Below are 19,132 nucleotides of genomic sequence, written 5' to 3'. Positions count from 1 at the left end.
AAGAACTGGAGCACGTCCATCGACGAAGCTCAGGCGACGATCAGCTGGGTGCCCGCCTTCCTGATCGCCGTCATGATGGCATCCGGCGGCCAGGCATCCGTCACGACAAAAGTGATCTGGCTGAAGGTCGCCACGCGCGCGAAGGCGGTGACGTTGAATTTACTCTGATCGATGAGAGCGATGGTGCGCGTCGCCATTTTGATCATGGCCGCCGTTTCGGAGGCTTCCTCGAGCCTGCCCATCGAAATACCGCTCGCTGAAATGCCTGTCGCGCCGATGACGGCGGTGTCGGCGCTGATGCCCGGTACTTCGGCAAAGCCAACGGTGCCGATGGTGACCTGTGAGACCGGCCAGTAGATTCCCCCGAGAATATGCAGCGTGCGCAGCGCGTTTTCCGGCGCCACTGGCGGCAGGCGCAGATTGTTGGTTATGACCGTCAGGTTCTGCCTTTCGCCAAGCGCCGCAGCGAAATAACAGGTGGACGATCCGCCGTTGACGATCAGTGTTTCGCCATCGCGGATGAGGTCCGCTGCCGCCTTGCCCATACGCTGTTTGGCGGCAGTAAAGGCGTCCATCCGCGTGCCGAGCGTGGTGTCGACCCTGACCAGCGCGTCATTGTAGATCGCCCCGCCATGGGTACGCAGGATCAGGCCGCGACTTTCCAGTTGGTCGAGGTCGCGGCGGATCGTGTCGCGCGACACCGAAAGCTGCTCGACCATCTCCGCGACGGTCATTTGACCGTTCCGGCGCAGGAGATCGATCAGGCGATTGTGACGAACGGCCGGAAGCGCCGCGCTGCCCGGGCTTTGGGCAGGAGAGGCCGCACTGTCGGTTTCGTCTGTCATCGGCGTTTACTCACGGTCATGAAAAAAGGCCAGCTTGCCGCCGGCCGCTTTCCTTAAAACATGCACCCGGCAGTGGGAGCAACCTTATTCCACGCAAAGACACAGATGCTGTCGCTCCGCATGGCTCAGCCTCCAATCATCAGCTTCACGACCTCGTCATGCGTGGTCTCGGAGATTGCTCTCTCGCCCGCGACAATCCCACGGCGCAGGACGACGATCCGGTCGGAGACGGCGAAAATATCCTGCAGATTGTGCGAGATGAAAATCACGCCGCGACCCTGCGCCTTCAGCGATTTGATCAGTGAAATGACCTTGCGCTGCTCCGGTACGCCAAGGGCCGCCGTCGGTTCGTCCATGATCAGGATTCTGGCGTTCCAGTAGACCGCACGTCCGATAGCCACCGCCTGCCGCTGGCCGCCGGAGAAATTGCTCACCGGCGCATCCAGGCGTTTGACGTGGAAATCGAGCCTGGCCATGGTTTCTGCGGCGGCATCCGCCATGCGCTTGCGATCAAGAACCGGCAGGAAGCCGAAGAGCTTTTTCATGGGCTCGCGACCGAGGAAGATATTTGCGCCGATTGTCAGATTATCCGCCAGCGCAAGATCCTGATAGATGGTCTCGACACCCAGTTCCCGCGCCTCCTGGGGCGAGGAGAATTTGACGGGCCTGCCTTCAATCAGGATTTCGCCCGAGCTTGGCGGATAGACGCCCGACAGTGTCTTGATCATGGTGGTTTTGCCGGCGCCATTGTCGCCGGCCAGCGCCACCACCTCACCCGGACGAACCAGCAGGGAACAATTTTCCAGCGCCTTCACCGCGCCGAAATGGCGGGAAAGATTGCGAACCTCGAGAAGCGGTTGACTATTCATCCTGCTTGCCTCCGCTGAACCGGCGCTGGGCCTGATCGATCAGCACTGAAATGATGATGACGATGCCGACGGCAATGAATTGCCAGAATGGCTCGACGTTGAGAAAGACAAGGCCATATTGGATGACGGCGATCACCAGCGCGCCGGCCACCGTGCCGATGATCGAGCCGGAACCGCCGAAAAGCGATGCGCCGCCGATCACCACTGCGGCGACCGAGTCGAGCAGCAGGGGCTCGCCCGCCTGTGCGGCGCCGGCGGTGAAGCGGGCCGCATAGAGCGCGCCGCCGAGACCTGCACACATGGCCGAGAGGACATAGAGCTTGAGAATATGTTTCTTGATGTCGATGCCGGCGCGCCGGGCCGCCTGAACATTGGCGCCGATGGCGTAATTATGTTGACCGAAGCGCGTCTGGCTCAGCACATAATGCATGATGAGCACAAAGGCGGCGGCGACCAGCACCAGATAGGGAACGCCAAAAAAACGGCCGTTGCCAAGGGCGGCTAGCCACGAGTTGGATACCGGGACAGTCGTGCCGGAAGCAAGCAGAAAGGCGGTGCCGCGCGCAACGCCGAACATGCCAAGCGTACCGATAAAGGGCGGCACCTTCAGCCGTGAAATCAGCAGCCCATTGATCACGCCCGGTACGCCCGCCGCCAGAACCGCAAAGGCGATCCCGATCAGCATCGCGACGGGAGCGGGGAAATAAAGCCCGGCAATATTGGTCACATGCGCCGCCACGACCGCTGCCAGCCCCATGATGAAACCAGTCGAAAGGTCGATGCCGCCCGAAATGATGACATATGTCTGGCCGATGGCGATCAACAGCGGGGCGACGGCGAATACCGCCACGGATTGCCAGTTGAAGGCGGACAGAACGAAGGTGCCGCCGAAAGACAGCCGCGCCCAGATTTCAAACGTTACGATGAGCGCCGCGAGAAAAAGCCAGGCGCGAAGCTGAGCCACCCGCTGCACGAACGTCTTGCTCACTTCGGCGTGGTCCGCCTGCGGGGCGACGGACTTTTCATCTGAAGTCGTCATGGTGGGGATATCCATCATTGTATCTTCCCGGCGGCCGGGCGCCCATCGCCCGCCGCAAAACATCCAGGTAAATGACGCCCGCCCCGCTGGCGGGACGGACGCCCAGTTGTCGGGAGGCTACCTGTTATTCCGAGTAGATGAACTTCGCGACCTTCGGATCGGACAGGTTCGACTTGTCGATCACCGTGAAGCCGGTACCGATGGCGGTCGGAATGGAATTACCGGTCAGGTGCGCGTAGGCCGCCATGACGCCGAAATAACCGATTTCCGCTGGATGCTGGGCAATGGCCATGTCGACAAGGCCGGCATTGATGTTGTCGACAATGCTGCCGGGCGCATCAAAAGCCACGACCTTGATGGTGCCGGATTGACCCGCCTGCTTTACGCCATTCGCGGCGCCAAGTGCGGAAAACAGGTTCGCGCCGAAGACGCCAGCAAGGTCGCTGTTGCGCGCGTAGACGGCCTGAAGCTGCGAAGCCGCCTTGTTGGCGTCGTTATCGTTAAACTGCGTTTCCAGAACCGTGATGCCGGGATATTTGGCCATCTCCTGCTTGAAGCCCTGCTCACGCTGATCGGTTGTCGAAATTCCCGGTTTAACGTTGGAGACGTATACCTTGCCTTTTTCACCGATCGCCTTGGCCAGCGAGCGCGCGGCGATCTCTCCGCCGAGCACATTGTCGGACGCAATGTAGGAGATCGGGAAATCAGCGTCGCCGCCGCCGGTCTGATAAACACCGGTTCCGATGAATGTATCGACGGTGATCACCGGAATGCCGGCATCCGCGGCCTTTTTCAGCGGTTGAACGAGCTGGGTCTTGTCCGTCGGGGCAATCAGGATGGCGTCCGGATTTTTGGCGATCACGGCGTCGAGAACCGGAACCTGGGTGACGGGGTTAAAATCCGGTGCGCCCTGAAACACCAATGTAACGCCGACCGCCTTGGCGGCGGCTTCCGCGCCCTTGCGCATGGTGATGTAAAAGGCGTCCGTGGTCAGGCCCGGAACGAGGGCGATGGTATATTTCTTGTCCTGCGCGCTTGCCTGTCCTGATGTCAGCGCGGCAGCCGCGGCAATCGATGTGACTGCTGCGGCCTTGAAGAATGAACGGCGCTCCATAGTCTCCTCCTTATGTGAGCTGAATTCTTCACGCCGGCAAATCCTCCATAAACCGGCTGAAAATTATATTCACGCCCGCAAAGTGCGTCCGTCAAGTGAAATTTCTTCCTGAAAATAATTTCTTGCGTTTTTGTGCGCTTTTCAGAGGGCGTGACGGTCAGGCCGCCGCGCCGCCGTTTCTTTGCAGAAGGTCGAGAATGGCCTGTGCGGTCGCGGTATCGGTCACCACGGCGTTGATCATGCCCGAACGCACTGCGCCGATGACGCCCGCTGCCTTTTCCACCGTGGCCAGAACGCCGATCGACAGCCTGGTGTTGCGCAATTGATCCGGTGAGGCGGCGATCATTCTTTCCTCGCCATCCCAGGCCAGCGGATGCCCCTCAATATCGAAATAATGGCGGATCACATCGCCGACAGCGCCCAGACTTTTTTCGTTATTGGTGGCGGCGCTCGCTTCGGGTGGGTTGATGGCATGCGGCAGGCCGATGCCGACGATGCAGCAGTCGAGCCGGTCCCAGAGGCCGGTGGTTTCCTGCACGCCGGGGTCGTTCAAAAACGCGTCTCGCAATGTCGTCGACGAAAGGTAAGGGGCGTGCAGGAAATGCGGTGTCCCCCCCAGTTGTTCGGCCGCCTGTCTTGTAAATTCGTTGATCTGGAAATGCGCCGCTGCCTGCTGCATCCCGCCATTCATCGGCACGGCCACAATGCCCGGAATGCGTATCAGACCCGCCGTGAGCACTTCGCGTACCGCACGTCCCCAGCCTATTCCGATAACCGACCCCGCGCCGAGGCCTTCCTCTTTCAACAGGGCGCCAAGCGGCGCGGCCAGTGCGCCAAGCACACCGGTTGCCGGTGTGTCGATCACCGCCGCCCGTTTCAGGCCCAGCGCCTGAATGAGGTTCTCGGTTATATCTTCGGGGGAGACGAGATCGAGCACTTCGATGCGCACGATGCCGATGGCGCGGGCCTTTTGCAGCAGGCGTGACACGGTTGCCGTCGATACGCCGAGCTTCCGGGCGATATCCACCTGGGCCATGTCGGCCTCATAATGCAGCTTGGCCACCATATGGATCATGGCGCGTGTTGCGGGTGTTTCCTGGGCTGGTTGGGGAGGCATCTTGCAATTCCTTTCTGAAACGTGTTACAAGAACACGCCTTGGAGGAGTTATCGCTGAAAACCCGCAAAACCGCAATGCACTGAAAGCCCGACATTTTTTGGCTGTTTCAGGACGCGTCCTTCGCCGGGCGCGTCGCGGTTGAATATTGCGTTTTTTCCGATCCTCGCCGGGCATTCCATCAACAAATGCTGACCAGACAGCGGAGTCGGAGATTACACCATGACAGCCATGACAACAGCGGAACGACGCGGATACCACCAGATTTGCGGCGCCAATGGCGCGATGATGGTGATCGCCTGCGATCAGCGCGGCGGCATGCGCTCTCTGCTGGCCGCAACGCCCGAGGAACAGGCGTCCATCGGCAACGATGTCTTGGGCGATACCAAGGCTGATATCACAAGGTTTCTGGCCGCCCATGCCGGTTGCGTGCTGGTTGATCCCATCTGCGCCGTACCCAAACTGGTCGACAACGATCTCCTTCCCCGTGACACGGCGCTTTTGATCGGCATCGATGCTTCGGGCTGGGACACCTCGCCGGAAGGTTACCGGATTTCGAAGATTGTCGATGGCGTCAATGCCCGGCGGGTGCGGGAACTTGGCGGCACCGGCGGCAAGATCATGGTCTATCTCAGAATGGACACGCCGGCCGCCAATACGAAAAATCTCGAAACGCTGAAGGCGCACATCGAGGATTTCGCCCGTGAAAACCTGCTTCTGGTCGTCGAATTCCTCACCTACCGGCTGGAGGGGGAAAGTGCGGAAAATTACGCGGCGAGAATTCCCATGCTCATCAGACAGGGGTCTGAAGCCTGCCTCGCTCTTGGCGCCAAGGTGCTGAAAATCCCGTATCCGGGTTCTGAGGAAGCCTGCGCTGAAATCACACGAATTGCAGGCGATGTTCCCTGGGCTGTGTTGTCGGCGGGGGTCGATCACGAGACATTTCTGGGCCAGGTTGAAGCGGCGATGAAGAATGGCGCTTCCGGCGTCATAGCCGGTCGATCGCTGTGGAAGGACTGCATTTCTCTTGACCGGGCGGTTTCACAGAAAAAACTCTCGAGCGTGGCCGTGTCGCGGTTGCGCGATATCCAGGCGGTGATTTCGCGTTATTATCGGGGTCAGAACAGCAAGGCTGCATGAAACCAGTGGGTGGAGATGGACATGCAAGATTGCACCATTGGTGTAGATATTGGCGGCACGAATATTCGCGCCGCCCGGATTTCACCGCAGGGTGAAATTCTGCGCAAGAAGATCGTGTCGGGCAGCCGCGACCCTTCGACGGCGATCAAGCTGATCTTCGGTCTGATATCGGAGATGGATGCTCCCGACGTCCTTGCCATTGGTATCGGTGTCCCCGGCCGTGTCGATGGGGAAACCGGCGCGGTACTCTCCGGCGGCTATCTCGATCTGTCTGGCTGCGATATCAAGGCTTTGACCGAAAAGACCTTCAATCGCCCGGTGGCGATCTCCAACGATTGCAGCATGGCGCTGGTGGGCGAGACCGCCGTTGGAGCGGCGGCGGGGGCTGCCAGCGCGGTCATGCTGACCATTGGCACCGGCATCGGCGGTGCGTCCATGGAAAACGGCCGGATCGTGCAGGGCAGGCAGAGCGCCGGTCAGCTCGGCCATATCATCGTCAATCACAACGGTCGCAAATGTGTGTGCGGCCAGCGCGGCTGCGTCGAAACGGAATCCTCCGGTACGGCGCTTGGCCGTCATATCGAGGAAGCAGGTTATCCCGCGGAAACCCGTTTCGACGATATTCTGCAATTGGCCCGGGCAGGCGACGAAAGGGCGCTTGAGGTGCTGCGCAACTGGGCCGGGCCCCTGCGTGCGGCCATCGGTACATTGTCGGCATCCTTCGATCCCGCCGTATTTCTGCTGGGTGGCGGTATGGGACAGGCGGCGGTTACCGCGCTCGGTTTCTTACCCAGGGCGCAAGGCTGGTATTCGACGGACATACGTGCGGCAGCGCTTGGCGATGACGCCGGCATGATCGGCGCGGGCCTGATGGCGCGCCGGCTTGTGGAAACCTCGCCCGCCGTGCCGGCAAAGACGAGGGGCAAACATATCGTCTTCGTGAACGGCATCCCGGCGTCCGGAAAGAGCACTCTGGCGCGTATGCTGTCGCAGCAGACGGGCTGGCCGGTGCTGGCGCTGGACACGATCAAGAACCCTTTCCTTGAGCATATCGAGGGTGTCGACCGGCTGTTCAATCGGACGCTTGGCAAAGCCAGTTATCAGGCGATCTTTCAAATCATAAAAGACGCACCGGAAGGGTCGGGTTTCATCGTCGATGCTTGGTTCGGCTTTCAGCCCATCGAGTTGTTGAAGGAGCACCTTGAGAAAGCAGATGCGGCGGAACTCGCAGAAATCTGGTGCCATGCGCCTGCCGAGGTCGTAGCGGAACGGTATCGCGCGCGTCTCGCGGACAGGCTGCCGGGCCATCCGGGCGAAAGCTACATCCCTGAACTCATTGCGCTTGAGGCCAGAGCTGAACCGACAGGGCTCGCGCCAGTTTTCGATGTCGACACCACCCTGCCACCTGACGATGTCGCGGTTCTAAGGTGGGTGAAGGCCGCCTTCGCGAAGGGACCTCCCGGCTGGCAAAGGCGCGTGGCGTGAATTGCGGTTCAGCCCAGGGTCACCGAAGGGCCGGCCGGTGCGCTGGTGGACATGCCTGAAATGACGGGGGCTGTCAGATCTCCGGTTCGATATTGTGCGATGAATCATGAATTTTATTGATCGATTGCTGCGAATACACGCGCAATATTGACGTTTTTCGGGCACGGCGCTACCACCGGTGCCGGCGCCTTTCAACCGGCGGTCAGTCGCTAAAATAGCGGTGTGTCGGCCTGTTCGGGTCGTTGTGTCAAAGGGGGAACCGTCCTTGTCGCTTTTTCCTGCTCTCCTCGACAGGCTTGCCCGGCCAGATCTGTTTGCCGATCTCGCGGGCGTCACTTTCGGCGACCGGGCGTGGTCGGGCGCGGAGTTTGATGTTTTCAATCCTTCGACCGGCGCGCAGCTTGCGCGGCTGCCGGATATGGGGGCTCTGGAAACGCGGGAGGCGATTGACCGCGCGGCCGAAGCGCAGGGCATATGGGCGAGCCTGCCGGCCAAGGACAAGAGCGCGGTGATGCGACGCTGGCACCAGCTGATCGTGCTTCATTCGGATGACCTCGCAACGATGCTGACCGCGGAGATGGGCAAGCCGCTGGCGGAAGCAAAATCCGAAGTCTCCCACGCCGCCGCTTACGTGCAATGGTATGCCGAGGAGGCGAACCGCATCTATGGCGAAACGATTTCCGCCCCTTCCAACGATCGGCGGATGCTCGTTATCAAGCAGGCAGTGGGTGTGGTGGGCACGATCACGCCGTGGAATTTTCCCGCATCCATGGTAGCTCGCAAGATTTCGCCCGCACTTGCGGCCGGCTGCGCCATCGTACTGAAGCCCGCCGAACAGACGCCGCTGGTGGCGGGGGCCATGTTCGTGCTGGCCCGGCTCGCCGGTTTTCCGGAGGGGACGCTCAACCTGATTTATGCGAGCCACGGCGCCGACGTCGGTGCGGAATTGTGCGCCAATGCCAAAATACGCAAGATCAGCTTCACCGGCTCGACCGAAGTTGGCCGGCTGCTGATGAGCCAGTGCGCGCCGCAGATCAAGAAGCTCAACCTCGAACTGGGCGGTAACGCCCCTTTCATCGTTTTTGACGATGCCGATATTGATGAAGCCGTGGAAGGCGCCATTCAGGCGAAATTCCGTAATGGCGGCCAAACCTGCGTCTCTGCCAACCGCATCTATGTGCAGTCGGCGGTTCATGATGAGTTTGCGGAGAAATTCGTCGCGCGCGTGGCCGAGTTGAAGGTCGGCGATGGCTTCGATCCCGTTGTCACCATCGGCCCGATGATCGACAGCCACGCCATCGACAAGATCGAGGGGCATTTGGCCGACGCCAGCGCAAGAGGCGGCACAATCCGTTGCGGCGGCAAGCGCGCCGCGAACGGCGGAACCTTTTTCGAACCCACGGTCGTCACCGGGGTTACAGGCACGATGCGGGTTGCCCAGGAAGAGACTTTCGGCCCGCTCGCCCCCATCATCCGTTTCGAGGATGCGGAGCAGGTGGTGCGCGAAGCCAATGACACGATCTACGGTCTGGCTGCCTATTTCTACGCTTCCAATCTCAAGCGCGTGTGGCGTGTCGCCGAAGCCCTGGAATATGGCATGGTCGGCATCAATACGGGCCGCATGTCGTCGGAGGCAGCGCCCTTCGGCGGCGTCAAACAATCCGGCATCGGCCGCGAGGGTTCGCGCCATGGCATGGAGGATTATCTTGAAATGAAATATCTCTGCATGGGCGGCATATAGCTTCGGGCATTACCGGGCTTCATTGGAATAAAGCCCGTCGCCGATCACCGGATCGTCACGCCTGACGCAATTTTGCTCCTGCGTGCCGGAAATCCGGGCGGCGATCCCGCCTGGGATTCATCAAAGACAGTGTTGGGTGGACTGCTGATTCCGCGACCCCGTTGGGAAACCGATGGCGGGCATGGGAAATCACTATGGCGCGTCTACGATTTATCGCGAATCCGTCATCCGCCCGTTAGCCTTCGCCACTAGGCGTGCCGACATGGCCCTCGGGCCGATCCGTGTCGTGCAAGGAAGGCCAGGAGATGACGACCTCTTCAAACATGATCGCCAGCCGCCTCGGCTGATCCTGTCGCCGCGATTTCAATGGATAGTAAAAATGCGTTTTCAATCCGCCAATAATAATGTGCGTCAGATCAGGGGTGTGTTTGCGGGCTGCGCTGTCGCTTTCATCGGCGTCGGCCTCATGAGCGCTCTGGTCAATATTCTTTATCTCACCGGCTCGCTCTTCATGATGGAGGTCTATGACCGCGTGTTGCCGAGCCGCAGCCTGCCGACGCTCTTGGCCCTGTTCGCCATCGTGGTGGCGCTTTATGTGTTTCAGGGTCTGTTCGATGCCGTGCGCGGCCGCCTGCTGGTGCGCATCTCCGATCGTCTCGATCAGGTCCTGTCCTCTGTCGCCTTCACGCTTGCGTCGGGCAGCGCCCTTGGCGTGATCGGGGCCAGCGGTTCGGGGAAAAGTTCGCTCGCGCGGTTGCTGGTCGGGCTCTGGCGTCCGCTCAAAGGCTCGGTTCGACTGGATGGCGCGACACTGGACCAATGGCCGGCTGAAGCGCTGGCCCGCCACATCGGCTACATGCCGCAGGCGATCGAACTGCTGGACGGCACCATTGCCGAAAACATCGCCTCGATGCGACGATGACGCGGGCAAATCTGGCCATCATCGTCAAGAGCCTCGATCAATTCAACGCCCGCAAGGCGCGGCTGGAGAGCGAGCGTGACCGCGCCGGCAAGGTCGTGTTCCCGCAAGCGCTGCTTGGGCGAGCCGCCGATGCCGAGATGGCCGCGTTGATGAATGCCGAACAGCGTCTTTATGAAAACCGCAAGGCCGTTGGCGAAAGCAAAAAACGCCAGCTCGAACAGCGTGTGCAGCAGCTTCGCGATGAGATTGCCGGCATGGATGCCGAGCGCGCTGCGAATTTCCGCGAACAGGGCATGGTCGGCGAGGAGTTGAACCGCTTTCGCTCCCTGCACGAGCGAGGCCTGATGGAAAAAAGCCGGCTCAGTACGCTAGAGCGTCAGGCCACGGATATCGATGGCGACATCGGCCGGCTGATGGCTGGCATTGCCGGGGTCGAGGCGAAGATCAGCGAAACCAGGCTGCAAATTCTTCAGATCGACGAGCAATGGTCGGAAGAGGTGGGGGCCGATCTGCGCGAAATGGATGCCCGCATCGGCGAATATGTCGAACGCCGGGTGGCGGCCGAAGACCAGCTGAAACGTGTCGATATTCTCGCGCCGCAGGATGGGGTGGTGCATCAACTTTCAGTACACACTGTCGGCGGGGTCGTTGCGCCGGGCGAACAGATCATGATGATCGTGCCGGAAGTCGACAAGCTGGTGGTGGAAGCCAAGGTCGCGCCGCAGGACATCGACCAGATATTTTACGGCCAGACCACGAACCTGCGCTTTTCCGCCTTCAACCAGAAAACGACGCCGGAAATCACAGGCACTGTGGAGCGTATCTCGGCTGACGTGACGGTGGATCAGCGAACGGGCACGAGCTATTACCTCGTGCGCGTCGCCAGCTCGCAGGAGCAGATAAAGCGGTTGGGCGAATTCAGCCTCATGCCCGGAATGCCGGTGGAAGCCCTCATCACGACAGGCGAAAGAAGCGTATTGTCCTATTTCCTCAAACCCCTGCTCGATCAGGCGAACCGCACCTTCCGCGAAGCCTAAAGGCAAGATCTGGTGCGCCATTGGACGAAATAGTGCGATCCAATTAGCAACGCCGTGCATCTCTAAGGATGCACGGCGTTGCTTTGCTTATAAAGTGCGCAGAGCATTCTTCCGCCAAGCCGCCAAGCCGCCAAGCCGCCAAGCCGCCAAGCCGCGATGCGGAATATGCCGGCGGGCGCCTTGCGTCGTAAACAGTCTCCTGCGTTCCATGGCGGGGCGTACGGGCCTGGAGCAACTGTGTGATCAATGAGGGAGGGGCTGTCCGAGATGAGGACGTGGACATGTGCCGCTTCGCAAACATGCCTTCGCAACCCGGCAAAACGCCGCGCGTCCCTTCGGCCGCGCGGCGTCTTATGGTGAAACGGGATCGCGATTTCCGTCGCGGTCCGGCTGCCAATACGTCTATGGCTTAGCCGATCTTCACATTGTCATCGCGCTTGATGGCGATGATCGTCGAACGCGGCAGCTTGCCTTCGCCATCCGGGAAGGGGGCGTCGGGATGCTGGATGCCGACGAAGTGGGTGCGCTTGTCGCCGGACCATGTCTGGCCGGTGACTTCGGAACCCTTCGGGGCGGTGAGGAAGCGCTCGATGCGGCCGGTGGCCGGGTCGCCCGCCAGCATCTGGTTGTTGCCCTGGCCGGCGAAGGCGCCTTCGTTGCTGTCCTCTCCATCGGTCTGGATCCAGAGCAGGCCGGTGCTATCGAACATCATGCCGTCAGGCGAATTGAACATATTGCCTTCGTTGATGTTCGAAGAACCCGCATAGGCGTCCTTGTGGACGGTGGGGTTGCCGGCCATGCAGAACAGGTCCCACTTGAACTTGCCATCAGCATGGTCGTCATTTTCCGGATACCAGCGCACGATCTGGCCGTATTCGTTCTTTTCGCGCGGGTTGGCAGCGTTGATCGCCATGGCGTCGCCGCCGGCGTTTGCGCGCAGCTTGCCGTCCTTCATTTCGCCGCGGCGGCTGTTGTTGGTCAGCGCGCAATAGGCTTCGATGGCGACCGGGTTGATGGCGACCCATTCCGGGCGGTCCATCGTTGTCGCGCCGACCTTGGAAGCGGCCTGACGGGTGAAGACGCAGATTTCGTCGATCTTCATGCCGGTGGTTTCAGGTGTCAGGGCGAGCCATTCGCCAGCGCCGTCGTCAGAGAACTTGGCGACGTAAAGCGTGCCTTCGTCAAGCAGCTTGGAGGTGTCGCCGCCCGGCACGTAGATGCCGTTGGAGACAAATTTGTAGAGGAACTCGCCACGCTCGTCGTCACCCATGTAAACGACGACACGGCCGTCGCGGGCGATGACCACGGCGGCGTTTTCGTGCTTGACGCGGCCAAGCGCGGTGCGCTTGATCGGGGTGGAGGAGGCGTCCGAAGGATCGATCTCGACCACGTAACCGGCGCGGCGCGGTTCGTTGGGGTTCTTCGCAACGTCGAAACGCTCGTCGAACTTCTCATAGGCATAGCGCGTCTCGGCGACGATGCCGTAACGCTTGTAGTCGTCAGGCAGCTTGAAGGCGGCGTCGGTGGTGCCGAAATAGCCGTTGAAGTTTTCTTCGCAGGTGAGATAGGTGCCCCAGGGCGTGCGGCCGGCGCCGCAATTGTTGAAGGTCCCGAGACAGTCGACACCCTTCGGGTCGGCGGCGGTCTTGACGAGATCGGAGCCTGCGGCCGGGCCGGAAAGCTTCATCGGCGTATTGTGGTGGATACGGCGGTTGAAGGGGCTGTCGAGAACGATCTCCCAGCCGTCCTCATCTTCCGCGACTTCCATGACGGTCACGCCCTGCATGTTCTGCAGGATTTTCACGTCGTCGGCCGTCTTCGGGTTGCCCTTGTCAGTGTGCGGCAGGTTGGTTTCCGGGTTTACATATTCATGGTTGACGGCGATCAGCTGATGGCTGCCGACGACGAAGAGTTCCATGCCGTCGGTGTTTTCGCCGAAGACCTTGTCGGAGTTTTCAACGCTGACGCCCTTGGCGGGGTCGAGATCGGGAACGTTGGAGAACAGCGGTTGGCCCCATTTCGCCAGCGGCTTCCAGTTATAACCTTCCGGGACATGGATGGTGTGGTCGGTGGCGGCGGCAACCGGCTTGAAGGGGAAACGGCCGACGGCGGCTTCCTGTGCCTCAGCCGAGGTGCTGCTCATCAGGTTGCCGAGCGTGCCCATGGCGGCCGCGGCCGAACCGAAGGCAAGCACGCCGCCGAGAAAGCCGCGGCGGGAAATCGCGGCTTCAACCACGCGGTCGAAGTCGGTTTCGGCCGGCGGCGGGTTCTGCAGTTCGTCCCATTCGTCCCAGGACAATTTGCTCGTATCGATGTCGGTCATAGTCTGTCTCCACCGTTGCTTGTTTGGAATCATTCCAGCAAGGTCCCTACCGTCCCAATATTTCATGCGGATGACGGAAAGGGCGGTATCGGTGGTCGTTTCCCTGCGCCAGGGCGACTTTTTTCGTCAGCGCCCGATCAGGATGCGGGTGACGAGAAAGCCGTCGAAGCGGCAGAAACGGAAGGGAATCTCCGTTCCGCCGGGCCATTCACCGCCTAGGTCGGCGGTCAGCCGCAGCGAGGCAGAGCCGTTGTCGTCGAAGCCGGATAATTCCGCCGCCTCGAAAAAGAAAAACCGTTTCACTGTCGGATAAAGCGCCTTAAACAGGCTCTCCTTTGCCGAGAAAATCAGGCCGGTCATGAAGGGGTCGATGGTGTTGCCGAGGCTATGGCGTTCACGAGCGGTTAGGGCCTGTGTGGCGATATCGCGGGCTTCCTCCTCGCTCAGGAGCTTTTCAATATCGATGCCGATGCCGCGGAACCGCTCGGAAGAGCCGGCAATGGCAATCGCGCGTTCTTGGCTGTGGGAAATCGCGCCGATCACGCCTTCGGGCCAGAGGGGCGCGCGGTCCTGACCTATGCCGGGAAAGGTGGAGCGGCCGGTGAGGCGGCGGATGGCTTCTGCCGCGCACTTGCGCGCGGCGATGAACTCCGCCTTGCGTTTTGGCGTTGCACGCAAAAGCTGCGGCGGCAAGGGAGGGACCTCGCCGCCGCAGCCTTCATCGGCGTTGTAACGAAGGGTGAGGCAATGGCAATCACAGCTGTCGTCCGGCCAAGGCCAGAAGGCCTCGGGTGGATCGCCGGAGAAGGCTTTGCGATGAAACGCCGTTGCGACGGCCATAGTCTTCACCCTCAATCCAACGGCTCGAATTTAAGCCGCAAGCGTTGCGCCGCCATCGATGACGATCTGCTGCATCGTCACATGGCCGGCCTGATCGGAGGCGAGGAACAGCACCGTATCGGCGATATCGTCCGGCCTTGCGATCTTGCCGAGCGGAATGCCGAGCTTGAACTGTTCGGGCAGGCCGGCGACCAGCCGGTCCTTGCCGGAAGGATCGCTCAACATGCCGGCAAGCATCGGCGTATCGGTGGATCCGGGGGAGACGACATTGCAGCGCACGCCATAGGGCGCAAGCTCAAGGGCGGCGCAATGGCTGAGGCTGACCAGCGCCGCCTTGGAAGCGCAATAGGCCATCATACCGATGCGCGGCACGACGGCGGCATTGGAGCCGACATTGACGATGGCGCCGCGCCTCTGCCGCTTGAAGGTGCCGCTCCATTGCCGCAGCATATAGAACGGCCCTGCGGCGTTGACATCCATGCAGGCTTTCCAGTCCGCCGGCGTCAGGCTTTCGCTGTCACCGAGCCGTAAAATGCCGGCGGCATTGACCAGAATATCGAGCCCGCCCCATTCGCTCTCTATCGCCTTGCAGACCGTCTCCACTGCCGCCGCATCGGTGATGTCGAGTGCGATCTGGCGCAAGGGGGCCTCCGCGGCATCGGCCAGAAGGTCGAGGCCGATGACCTCGGCCCCTTCCTCGATGAAACGTTCGGCGATGCGGCGGCCGATGCCCTGGGCCGTGCCCGTCACCAACACGCGCCGTCCTGTAAATCTCTGTTGCGTCATCTTGTCCGTCCGCTCAGGCTGCGAGCCGCTTTTCGTCGATCAGCGCCCACCAGGCGGAAAGTGTCGGCACACGCGCAAGCTCATCGAAGCCGACGGTGACACCGCGCTCCTTCAGTTCGCCGGAGAGCTTCATCACCTGCAGCGAATCCAGCCCGTAGAAGATCAGGTTTTCATCGGGGTCGATGTCGCTTTCATCCTCCACCATTTGCAGGACGCGGGCTTTCAGCCATTCGCGGGTGCCGGTGGCCTCGCCCGCGCCGACAAGGCTTGCGGTGTCGATCACCACGCCGCAGCGCGTCGCCACATATTGCAGCGCCATGCGGTGCTCGGCCTCGGAAAAATCGGCGACGCCGTCACCGATCATGAAAGGCTGGATGTCCTTCATGAAGGCTTCCACCGCCGTCATCATGCAGCCGATATGGGCGTAAACGCCGCCGACGATGATCTGGTCGCGGCCCCAGCCTTTCATCCGCTCCGCAAGGTCGGAACGCTGGAAGGCGCTGTAACGCCATTTGGTCAAAACCACGTCGTCAGGTGTCGGCGCAAGTTTGTCCACCACCTTCTGCAATTCGGGATCGACGACCGTAAGCCCCGGTCCCCACATGTCATTCAGCAGCGCACGGTCGCCGGGCGCCTGGTTATGCGGCTGGGCGGTATAGATGACCGGCACGCCGTTCTGAACGGCCCATGCCTTCACCTTGGCGAGATTGTCGATGAGGGTGGTCATCAACTTGCCGTCGGCTTCGTAGAACCGCAGGAAATAACGCTGCATGTCGTGGATGAGAAGCACGGCGCGTTTCGCATCGGGCTGCCATTTTGTCTTGTTGGCCGGAAAGCTTGCGGCGACCGGCATCGGATAGTCGGAAATGGTGGGGATCGTCATGATGACCTCGGTTTTTTTTCTGCGCCGGCTCGGGCGGCGCGTAATCTTTGGAATGGGGACGCTCTTTTGAACGTCCCTTTCGATTGGCGCTGCTTGTCAGGCGCTGATGGCGACGGGGGCTGTCAGCAGGTCGCGCAGGCGCTTCTTGTCGATCTTGCCGACGGCGGTGAGCGGCATGGCCTCGATGAAGCGCACACGGTCCGGCAGCTTGTAATCCGCGACGCCGAGACCGGCGAGATGCTGGCGGATAGCTGGCGCCTTGAGCGCGGGATTGCGCGACACGACGAAGACGCAGCTTTTTTCGCCGAGAAGTTCGTCCTGCATCGCCACCAGCGCCGCGTGCGTCACATCCGGATGCCGCAGGATCAGGTTTTCCACCTCTTCCGAAGCGACTTTTTCGCCGCCGCGATTGATCTGATCCTTCACCCGGCCAACGACCCTGAGATAACCTTCGGGCGTGCGCTGCACGACGTCGCCGGAGTAATAGAAGCCATCCTTATCGAAGACCCGGGCGCTGTGGTCGGGCGCGCGGTAATAGCCCCGGAACGTATAGGGACCACGGGTCGCCAGCATGCCGGCTTCACCTTCCGGCACGTCGTTGCCGTCCTCGTCGACGATGCGGATCTCGTCGTCCGGGCTGATCGGCCTGCCTTGCGTGGTGAAGACGATATGGTCGGGATCACCGAAGCGGGTATAGTTCACCAGACCTTCCGCCATGCCGAACACCTGCTGCAGGTCGCAGCCCAAGACCTCAGGCACCTGGCGGGCGAGCGCTTCGGCGAAGCTTGCGCCGCCGACCTGTAGGAGCTTGAGCGACTTCAGCTTTTCGCGATGGGCGGGGGCTGCCTGCAGCCACAGGGCCACCGCCGGCGGCACAAGCGGCACGATATCGACGCCGTGTTTTTCGATGAGGTCGAAGCAGGCAAGCGGCTCGGGATTGGCGGCCATGACCACGGCACCGCCGGCGTGGAACACGCCGAGCGCGCCGGGCGAGCTCATCGGGTAATTATGCGCCACCGGAATGGCGCAGAGGAAACGGGTCTGCGGTGAAAGTTCGCAAATCTCCGCGCTGGCCCGGACGCTGTAGTCATAGTCGTTATGCGTCCGGGGGATCAGTTTCGGCGTTCCGGTGCTGCCGCCGGAAAGCTGGAACAGCGCCACCTCATCGGCGGCGGAAGGGGCGTAAGCCGGTGGATTTTCCGCCGGGGCGGCCAGCTTCTGCTCCAGGCTGCGCTGCGGATCGGCTTCGCCGAGCAGCAGGGTCAACGCAAGCTTCGGGGAGACCGCCTTCAGCGCCTCCACAAATGTGTCATCGGCGAAAAGCTCGTGGCCGCGCGAGGCGATCACCAGCTTCGGCGCGATCTGCTCCGCATAGGAGGTCATTTCCAGCCGGCGATGGCTGAAAAGCGCATTGACGGGGGCAGCGCCGATTTTGATGAGCGCGAAAAAGACGAGATAGAACTCGGCGATGTTCGGCAATTGCACCAGCGCCGTATCACCCCTGCCGATGCCTGCGGCGGAGAGATGTCCGGCCAGATTGGAGGATTGCCGGTCGAGATCGGCATAGCTGAAGCGACGGTCGCCGCAGATCAGCGCCGTCGCATCCGGCCGGCGCTCCGCCTGCTCAGTAAGGATGCCGCTCAGCGGCCGGTCGATCCAGTAGCCGCGTTCGCGGTATCGGCGAACGAAATCCTCGGGCCAGCGTTCAAATTCGATTGTCATGGTTTGTCCCTGGAAAAATTAGGCAGAAAGACCGCAGGCGTTCAGCATGGTCTTGAGCTTGGTCTGCACCTCGGCCCATTCGGACTCGGGCTCGGAGGCCTCCACGATGCCGGCGCCGGCGAAGAGCCGCACGGTTTCTCGCTGCACGGTGCCGCAACGGATGGTTACCACCCATTCGCCATTGCCTTCAGAATCCGTCCAGCCGACCATGCCGGTGAAGAGGCCGCGCTCGAAAGGCTCGACGAAGCGGATGAGGCGATGGGCGCGCTCGGTGGGGAAACCGCAGACGGCTGGCGTCGGGTGCAGCAGGCAGGCAAGCTGCAGCGCATTGGTTTCCGGATCGGCGAGACGGCCTTCAATGCGGGTCGAAAGATGCCAGAGCGCCGCCGTGTTGATGAGGGAGGGTTTTTCGGGAACATCGAGTTCGGCGCAGACCGGTGAAAGCAGCGAACGGATATCCTCGATGACGAGGCTATGCTCGTAATGGTCCTTTTCCGAAGCCGACAGCCGATCCGCATTGGCCTTGTCCGCTGCCGGATCGACCATGCGTTTTGCCGATCCCGCCAGCGGGTTCGAGATGATGTTCTCGCCCTGCTTGCGGATCAGGAGTTCCGGGCTGACGCCGATCAGGTCGCCGCCATCGGGCAGCGGGATGCGGAACTGGTAACCTTCGCGGTTCTGTTTGGCCAGACTCGCCAGCAATCTTTCGACATTGACCTCGGAGGCGAAAGTCAGTTCACGCATGACGGAGAGCACCGCTTTGCGGACTTCGGAATGGCGGAAATTGACGATGGTATGTTCGACGGCGCGCTTGAAACCGCTCTCGTCCGGCAGACTGTTCTGGCCGACAAGGGCTGGCATGGCCGAATCGGCAACGATTGGTTCCGCGTCCCTAGAATTCCATTCATAGTTGTATGGGATATACAGGCATGAAGGTTCGCTGACATCGAAGGGGATCGCGCCAATGGCGATGGGGTTCTGCTCGCCCTCCCGCTGCGCTCGCTCGAACGCGCCGGCCAGCGCCCGCTGTAGTGGGCTTGCAATGTCTTCGCCGCCCCGGGCGGGAATCGCGATCTTTTCGCGAATGCCCTTGGCGCGCAATTGCCCGCTGCCGGAGGTAAACAGAAAATCTCTATTAAATTCAGTAATTTCGTCGGATTCGACGTCATTCGTCCTGAGTGCTCCCGTTTTCATGGGATGCCTCCTGTGCGAGTGGTTGACGATGGTTTATACTTGAGTATGCTAATCATGTTTTGTCAACCGGTACAAAT

The 19,132-nt window shown here is 61.1% G+C and carries 16 protein-coding genes; 5 read left to right on the top strand and 11 right to left on the bottom strand.

Going from position 1 to position 19,132, the window contains the following annotated elements; genetic code table 11:
• Window positions 1-29 precede the first annotated feature (29 nt).
• The 5 genes from AGR1_RS22495 to AGR1_RS22475 form a co-directional block, all read right to left on the bottom strand.
• Entirely contained in the window at window positions 30-845 is an 816-nt protein-coding gene (locus AGR1_RS22495; RefSeq protein WP_127756839.1) for a DeoR/GlpR family DNA-binding transcription regulator, read from the bottom strand.
• Window positions 846-970: 125 nt separating this feature from the next.
• Window positions 971-1,714 carry an ATP-binding cassette domain-containing protein gene (locus AGR1_RS22490; RefSeq protein ID WP_080820521.1) on the bottom strand — a complete coding sequence of 248 codons (744 nt, stop codon included), beginning with the start codon at window positions 1,712-1,714 and terminating at the stop codon, window positions 971-973.
• Entirely contained in the window at window positions 1,707-2,753 is a 1,047-nt protein-coding gene (locus AGR1_RS22485) for a ribose ABC transporter (RefSeq protein WP_233284797.1), read from the bottom strand. Before AGR1_RS22485 ends, AGR1_RS22490 begins: the two co-directional genes overlap by 8 nt.
• Before the next feature lie 124 nt (window positions 2,754-2,877).
• The gene (locus tag AGR1_RS22480; RefSeq protein ID WP_135398461.1) at window positions 2,878-3,867 is read right to left on the bottom strand and encodes an ABC transporter substrate-binding protein; all 990 of its coding nucleotides are present in this window, start codon (window positions 3,865-3,867) and stop codon (window positions 2,878-2,880) included.
• 157 nt (window positions 3,868-4,024) lie between these two features.
• Window positions 4,025-4,942 (bottom strand): sugar-binding domain-containing protein, encoded by a 918-nt coding sequence (locus tag AGR1_RS22475; RefSeq protein ID WP_137412202.1) that lies wholly within the window; start codon window positions 4,940-4,942, stop codon window positions 4,025-4,027.
• Between the two features lie 262 nt (window positions 4,943-5,204).
• On the opposite strand from AGR1_RS22475, the gene AGR1_RS22470 reads away from it, so the two are divergent.
• From AGR1_RS22470 to AGR1_RS22450, 5 genes are all read left to right on the top strand, one after another.
• A complete protein-coding gene (locus AGR1_RS22470) occupies window positions 5,205-6,122 on the top strand; it encodes a tagatose-bisphosphate aldolase (RefSeq protein ID WP_137411918.1) in 918 nt (305 codons plus the stop codon).
• A 21-nt stretch (window positions 6,123-6,143) separates the two neighbouring features.
• Window positions 6,144-7,607 carry an ROK family protein gene (locus tag AGR1_RS22465; RefSeq protein ID WP_137411919.1) on the top strand — a complete coding sequence of 488 codons (1,464 nt, stop codon included), beginning with the start codon at window positions 6,144-6,146 and terminating at the stop codon, window positions 7,605-7,607.
• Window positions 7,608-7,917: 310 nt separating this feature from the next.
• Entirely contained in the window at window positions 7,918-9,348 is a 1,431-nt protein-coding gene (locus tag AGR1_RS22460) for an NAD-dependent succinate-semialdehyde dehydrogenase (protein WP_246666599.1), read from the top strand.
• 379 nt (window positions 9,349-9,727) lie between these two features.
• Entirely contained in the window at window positions 9,728-10,270 is a 543-nt protein-coding gene (locus AGR1_RS30120) for an ATP-binding cassette domain-containing protein (protein ID WP_271365710.1), read from the top strand.
• Window positions 10,267-11,307 (top strand): HlyD family type I secretion periplasmic adaptor subunit, encoded by a 1,041-nt coding sequence (locus tag AGR1_RS22450; RefSeq protein WP_246669697.1) that lies wholly within the window; start codon window positions 10,267-10,269, stop codon window positions 11,305-11,307. Before AGR1_RS30120 ends, AGR1_RS22450 begins: the two co-directional genes overlap by 4 nt.
• Window positions 11,308-11,716: 409 nt before the next feature.
• Here the strand turns inward: AGR1_RS22450 and AGR1_RS22445 are convergent, their stop codons facing one another.
• The 6 genes from AGR1_RS22445 to AGR1_RS22420 all read right to left on the bottom strand — a co-directional run bounded on the left by AGR1_RS22445 (window position 11,717) and on the right by AGR1_RS22420 (window position 19,055).
• Window positions 11,717-13,630 (bottom strand): PhoX family phosphatase, encoded by a 1,914-nt coding sequence (locus AGR1_RS22445; RefSeq protein ID WP_137411921.1) that lies wholly within the window; start codon window positions 13,628-13,630, stop codon window positions 11,717-11,719.
• A gap of 126 nt (window positions 13,631-13,756) precedes the next feature.
• On the bottom strand, window positions 13,757-14,470 hold the full coding sequence (locus AGR1_RS22440; protein WP_149148295.1) for a 4'-phosphopantetheinyl transferase: 714 nt from the start codon (window positions 14,468-14,470) through the stop codon (window positions 13,757-13,759).
• Window positions 14,471-14,500: 30 nt separating this feature from the next.
• Entirely contained in the window at window positions 14,501-15,256 is a 756-nt protein-coding gene (gene dhbA / locus AGR1_RS22435) for a 2,3-dihydro-2,3-dihydroxybenzoate dehydrogenase (RefSeq protein WP_080794003.1), read from the bottom strand.
• A gap of 13 nt (window positions 15,257-15,269) precedes the next feature.
• The gene (locus AGR1_RS22430) at window positions 15,270-16,139 is read right to left on the bottom strand and encodes an isochorismatase (RefSeq protein ID WP_137411923.1); all 870 of its coding nucleotides are present in this window, start codon (window positions 16,137-16,139) and stop codon (window positions 15,270-15,272) included.
• Between the two features lie 96 nt (window positions 16,140-16,235).
• Window positions 16,236-17,861 carry a (2,3-dihydroxybenzoyl)adenylate synthase gene (locus AGR1_RS22425; RefSeq protein WP_137411924.1) on the bottom strand — a complete coding sequence of 542 codons (1,626 nt, stop codon included), beginning with the start codon at window positions 17,859-17,861 and terminating at the stop codon, window positions 16,236-16,238.
• 18 nt (window positions 17,862-17,879) lie between these two features.
• Window positions 17,880-19,055 (bottom strand): isochorismate synthase MenF, encoded by a 1,176-nt coding sequence (locus AGR1_RS22420; RefSeq protein WP_149148294.1) that lies wholly within the window; start codon window positions 19,053-19,055, stop codon window positions 17,880-17,882.
• Window positions 19,056-19,132 lie beyond the last annotated feature (77 nt).

This window comes from Agrobacterium sp. B1(2019) (assembly GCF_008274755.1).
In the GTDB taxonomy this organism is placed as follows: Bacteria; Pseudomonadota; Alphaproteobacteria; order Rhizobiales; family Rhizobiaceae; genus Agrobacterium; species Agrobacterium salinitolerans.
Note: the sequence above shows the minus strand (reverse complement) of the source record. Positions and strands in the feature narration are given on the sequence as shown.

What these genes read in the sequence shown, in the direction of transcription:
- AGR1_RS22495 (WP_127756839.1), bottom strand. Translation starts at nt 845, where the DNA reads ATGACAGACGAAACCGACAGTGCGGCCTCTCCTGCCCAAAGCCCGGGC.
- AGR1_RS22490 (WP_080820521.1), bottom strand. Translation starts at nt 1,714, where the DNA reads ATGAATAGTCAACCGCTTCTCGAGGTTCGCAATCTTTCCCGCCATTTC.
- AGR1_RS22485 (WP_233284797.1), bottom strand. Translation starts at nt 2,753, where the DNA reads ATGACGACTTCAGATGAAAAGTCCGTCGCCCCGCAGGCGGACCACGCC.
- AGR1_RS22480 (WP_135398461.1), bottom strand. Translation starts at nt 3,867, where the DNA reads ATGGAGCGCCGTTCATTCTTCAAGGCCGCAGCAGTCACATCGATTGCC.
- AGR1_RS22475 (WP_137412202.1), bottom strand. Translation starts at nt 4,942, where the DNA reads ATGATCCATATGGTGGCCAAGCTGCATTATGAGGCCGACATGGCCCAG.
- AGR1_RS22470 (WP_137411918.1), top strand. Translation starts at nt 5,205, where the DNA reads ATGACAGCCATGACAACAGCGGAACGACGCGGATACCACCAGATTTGC.
- AGR1_RS22465 (WP_137411919.1), top strand. Translation starts at nt 6,144, where the DNA reads ATGCAAGATTGCACCATTGGTGTAGATATTGGCGGCACGAATATTCGC.
- AGR1_RS30120 (WP_271365710.1), top strand. Translation starts at nt 9,728, where the DNA reads ATGCGTTTTCAATCCGCCAATAATAATGTGCGTCAGATCAGGGGTGTG.
- AGR1_RS22450 (WP_246669697.1), top strand. Translation starts at nt 10,267, where the DNA reads ATGACGCGGGCAAATCTGGCCATCATCGTCAAGAGCCTCGATCAATTC.
- AGR1_RS22445 (WP_137411921.1), bottom strand. Translation starts at nt 13,630, where the DNA reads ATGACCGACATCGATACGAGCAAATTGTCCTGGGACGAATGGGACGAA.
- AGR1_RS22440 (WP_149148295.1), bottom strand. Translation starts at nt 14,470, where the DNA reads ATGGCCGTCGCAACGGCGTTTCATCGCAAAGCCTTCTCCGGCGATCCA.
- dhbA (WP_080794003.1), bottom strand. Translation starts at nt 15,256, where the DNA reads ATGACGCAACAGAGATTTACAGGACGGCGCGTGTTGGTGACGGGCACG.
- AGR1_RS22430 (WP_137411923.1), bottom strand. Translation starts at nt 16,139, where the DNA reads ATGACGATCCCCACCATTTCCGACTATCCGATGCCGGTCGCCGCAAGC.
- AGR1_RS22425 (WP_137411924.1), bottom strand. Translation starts at nt 17,861, where the DNA reads ATGACAATCGAATTTGAACGCTGGCCCGAGGATTTCGTTCGCCGATAC.
- AGR1_RS22420 (WP_149148294.1), bottom strand. Translation starts at nt 19,055, where the DNA reads ATGAAAACGGGAGCACTCAGGACGAATGACGTCGAATCCGACGAAATT.